We start from the raw sequence: 3,965 nt of genomic DNA, 5'->3' as shown, positions 1-3,965 counted from the left end.
ATACCTTCAGTGTCTTTTCTTATTAGCTTAAATTGGATCCGGTCTCAGTGATGACTCAAGGGGCAGGGAGAACACCTCTCCCGCCTATCTAGCTGTCGTCACCCGCCACGTTCAGTGTCGTCTAATAACAAACCCCACATTACCCACGATTTGGCGGATTCCCGATGAACTCTGGCACCGCATTGCCCCTGTGCTGGTAGTGAACAAACCACGCCAAAAGCCTGGACGTCCCCGTGTCGCCGATCGCCCCATCTTTGATGCCCTGATCCATCTCGCCCGCACCGGTAGTCAGTGGTGTACCTTACCCGCCGAATTCCCACCTAAATCAACTGTGCATGACCGGTTCCAGGAGTGGGTGAAGCATGGGTGTTTGGAAGCGGCCTGGGGTCTTTTGTTGCAGAGTTACGACAAAACCTTAGGGATTGATTGGCAATGGCAATCGGCGGATGGGTGTATTGTCAAAGCTCCCCTAGGTAAGCGGACGGCTCAAGGTGAGGCTCAGGCCACCGGGGCTAACCCCACTGACCGCGGTAAATCAGGTTCAAAACGTCATCTGTGAAATGTCTACCTTGTCAGGCTGGCGACAATTACTTGTCGAGTCGAGGCATCGGATCAGTACCGTGGCTGAGCGACAATTATGGGGAGGGGCCAAGGGTTGATCATCCAAAGAGACGGTGACGCACCCCGGTCTGCCCGGAAGAACCTGCTTCCTGGCAACCAGTTGTATGGGTGACAAGCTTTGCTGGTTAGGAAGCCTGGGTTCGCTTGAGGGCAGCCTGCTGCCGAAAGCTATCAGCCTTAATGTCAACGATGAGGGCATGATGAACCAAGCGGTCGACGGCGGCCACGGTCATCATGGCATCGGCAAAGATGTCATCCCACTGACTAAAGGGTTGATTGGCGGTAATCAGGAGACTGTTGCGCTCGTAGCGATGGGCAATGAGTTCAAAGAGAACCGAGGTTTCCGCCTCAGATTTTTTGACATAGCCAAGGTCATCGACAATCAGCAAGTCAAAGCGATCTAGTTTCGTCAGGGCAATGGGCAAGAGCAGTTGGGCTTTGGCTTGCTGAAGGGAGCATGTCAGGTTTGCAAGGAGGGTTGAAATAGGTGAGGATGCCAGTGTTGACCTAGCGACCTAACCGATGACCCCCGAGAAAGCAGCCCAACTCAAAACCCACCTTGCAAACCTGACATGCTCCCGGTTCTCGCAAGCCCTCGGTCCGGTAAAGACTCACTGGCTAGAGACCATAGGGCTTTCCCATAGCGCCGTTTGCCGTCCGTGAACCAACGGATAGTGGTGGCTCCCTGCGCCCACTGCCACGTGGACTCAGTCCCTTGGCTAAACAAAGTCTCATCTTTCATCCCCGCCTGCGCTGTCACCCAGTAGCGGCTCTCTCGCTCCAAAAAGGTCAACGTCCATCCACGACTCTCACTGGGGGGGAAGGTTCTCGCCCACGCGAGTGTAAAGCTCATCCCCTTCAAGGGTGATCTCGCTGCCCTCAGGCGCGGGGGGAGACCAATGCTCGCGCTGACGGGCTAACCGCTCTTCCCACCGCAGAATGGTGGCATGGGACTTGTGGTACACCCGTCCTGTGGCTCGAACACCCATCCCTTCGGTACGGCTATTGAGGGCGTACTCAACGACGCTTGATGGCGTCCGAAGCCGGGCCATAGGGGTTCCCGTGCGTTCGTTAAAGTTGTGGGTGCAGCTCCGGCACCGGTAGTACTGCACAACCTGGTTATCTTGCAGACGACGAGTCCCATTTTTGACAACGGTTTCGCTCTGGCAGTGGGGACAACGCATAGGCAAATGACTCTCTACCTCTACATTCTAGCCATCATCCTTTAACTGACCAGTGCCCCGGACGGCCACACCACTGCTGAGCGGGAGACACGTTCTGTTGTAACATCCGGGCTACCCGCTGTAACAGGGGCGGAAAAATTGACTCGCTCAGTCGTTTATGGGCTTTGCTGTAGCCTCCGGTATCGGCTGACGGCACCTTCAATCCCGCCAGACGCATCCAGGTCACCACCCGTTTGACTGCATGGCTGAGGCTGCCATCAGCGTCGAGTACTTGGGAAATCCAACTCCACAGCACCACCATCGGGGTGTAGAGCACTTGGCGATAGGTGATTCCTGCTTCGTCCAGCACAGCTTGGATCTCTGCTTCCGGTAAAACTTCGGCAAAGGGGAGACCGGTACTGTTCTGGTATTTCTCCTTGAGGACTTCAGCACGATTCGGCATCATAGAGGCATGGTTTTGGGCTTCGACGCTTCGATTCTTACAAATCAAGCGCTTGAAGCCTTTTCTGCTCTCTTATGTCAGTGCCATTCATCTAGGGGATCGCTTTTCGTGGGGAACGCCTATGGATAGCTGAGTCGCAGGGAGCTGCTGACGCATTAATTCAGATGAGCAAACAGCTCCGGGGAATATCGTATAATCGGGATTGCTATTTGCATATAGTCATCTATCTATAGGTAGATTAGAAAAGTTAGGTAATTGCTCACTCCACTGCTCATCATGGTCGAGCCATGGCTGATCTTTCATGCCTGCCGGTAGTTCAACAAACGCTGCAACGCCCGCTAACCCAGCTGGAGCAGCTAATTGTGGAGGGAACTTGGCAAGGACAGCGCTATGGGCAGATGGCGCAAGCGTCGGGCTACGGCGAAGAATACATTAAGCAGATCGGTGCTCGGCTGTGGGCAGAACTGTCTGAAAAGCTAGGCACAGCAGTCACAAAGAAGAACCTGCGGCTCATGTTTGGTGGCCCAGTCGCACCAGTATCGAGCCAGGTGATACCTCTCGTTAGCGCCAGTGCGGCCCGATCGCTGGCTCAGCTAGAAACCGATTTTCTGCCTACTGCCAGCGCTGTTGACTTTCCCTCAGGGCCGTTGCCGCTGACATCGCGTTCGTACATCAACCGCCCTCCTGTAGAAGAGGCGGCTTTGGCCGAAATTACCCATGCAGGCTGTCTACTCTGCATTAAAGCGCCGCGTCGCTTTGGTAAAACCTCGCTGCTGCAGCGGGTGATTGCCTACGGAGAAGCCCTCGGCCACCGCCCCTGCCGGATCGACTTGCAGGAAGCCGACGCCACTGTTTTTGACAGCTTAGAAGCCCTAGTGCGCTGGTTTTGCCGCCGCATGGTGTGTGCCCTGGGAGCCGATGTCAAGGTTGATGACCTTTGGGACTCAGAGATGGGCAGCAAGGTGAATGCGGGCCTCTGTTTGCAGAGCCTTTTGGCCCAGGACAATTTGATCCAGGATAATCGCCCCCTGCTACTGACCATCAATGCCCTGGAGCAAGTGTTTGCCTACCCGGCGATCGCCCGCGACTTTCTCTCCATGCTGCGGCTGTGGCACGAGCGATCTAAAGACGACGACCTGTGGCAGCGACTGCGGCTAGTGCTGGTTTACAGCACCGACTGCTACATTGCGCTGAACTTGGAGGCATCGCCCTTTAACGTGGGCCACTCGCTGCGGCTGCCCCCCTTTACCCTGGATCAGTTTTTAGCCCTAGGCCGCTGCTACCAGCTGTCGATGGTGGACAGCGATCGCCACCGCCCCTACTTAGAAGACCTCTATCAGCTGATTGCCGGACACCCTTACTTGGCCAACTTGAGCTTTTACGTCCTGGCTGAGGGGCAGCACTTACCTGACCTGTCTACCCTAACCGACGGTATTTTTCGATCGCATCTGCAAGAGCTGTGGGTGCAGCTGGGGCAAAACCCAGCGGCCCTGGCAGCTTGGCAGCGAGTGGTGGATGGCGCAGGGGTTTCCCTGAACGTGATCGACACCCTGCAGCTCGAAAGCCTGGGGCTAATTCGTACCGAAGACGGCCTGGTGTACCCCGTTTGTGAACTGTATCGAGGGTTTTTTGCCGCTCAGTTGAGCTGCCCAGGGGCGGAGGTCGTCACCCTGCGAAATTAGGCGATCGCCCGGTTAGGTCGGGGGTGGGTTTTGGGG

Annotated in this window: 3 protein-coding genes and 2 pseudogenes; 2 read left to right on the top strand and 3 right to left on the bottom strand. The window is 55.9% G+C overall.

Features of this window, described 5'->3' with window-relative positions; translation table 11 throughout:
- Positions 1 to 31 precede the first annotated feature (31 nt).
- Positions 32 to 559 (top strand): transposase, encoded by a 528-nt coding sequence (locus IQ273_RS31390; protein ID WP_313898316.1) that lies wholly within the window; start codon positions 32 to 34, stop codon positions 557 to 559.
- Positions 560 to 746: 187 nt separating this feature from the next.
- Here the strand turns inward: IQ273_RS31390 and IQ273_RS31385 are convergent.
- The 3 genes and pseudogenes from IQ273_RS31385 to IQ273_RS31375 all read right to left on the bottom strand — a co-directional run.
- Positions 747 to 1,085, bottom strand: a pseudogene (locus tag IQ273_RS31385) (ATP-binding protein); the annotation flags it as partial.
- Positions 1,086 to 1,213: 128 nt separating this feature from the next.
- A pseudogene (locus tag IQ273_RS31380) lies at positions 1,214 to 1,805 on the bottom strand (IS1 family transposase); the annotation flags it as partial.
- A gap of 34 nt (positions 1,806 to 1,839) precedes the next feature.
- Positions 1,840 to 2,250, bottom strand: a complete 411-nt coding sequence (locus tag IQ273_RS31375) for a hypothetical protein (RefSeq protein WP_194027007.1) — start codon at positions 2,248 to 2,250, stop codon at positions 1,840 to 1,842.
- Positions 2,251 to 2,534: 284 nt separating this feature from the next.
- Between IQ273_RS31375 and IQ273_RS31370 the strand changes: the two genes are divergently transcribed.
- A complete protein-coding gene (locus tag IQ273_RS31370) occupies positions 2,535 to 3,929 on the top strand; it encodes an AAA-like domain-containing protein (RefSeq protein WP_194027006.1) in 1,395 nt (464 codons plus the stop codon).
- The last annotated feature ends 36 nt before the right edge of the window (positions 3,930 to 3,965 follow it).

The organism is Nodosilinea sp. LEGE 07298, from assembly GCF_015207265.1.
Lineage (GTDB): Bacteria > Cyanobacteriota > Cyanobacteriia > Phormidesmidales > Phormidesmidaceae > Nodosilinea.
The sequence above is the reverse complement of the archived record's forward strand: the minus strand, read 5'-3'. Positions and strand labels throughout refer to the sequence as shown.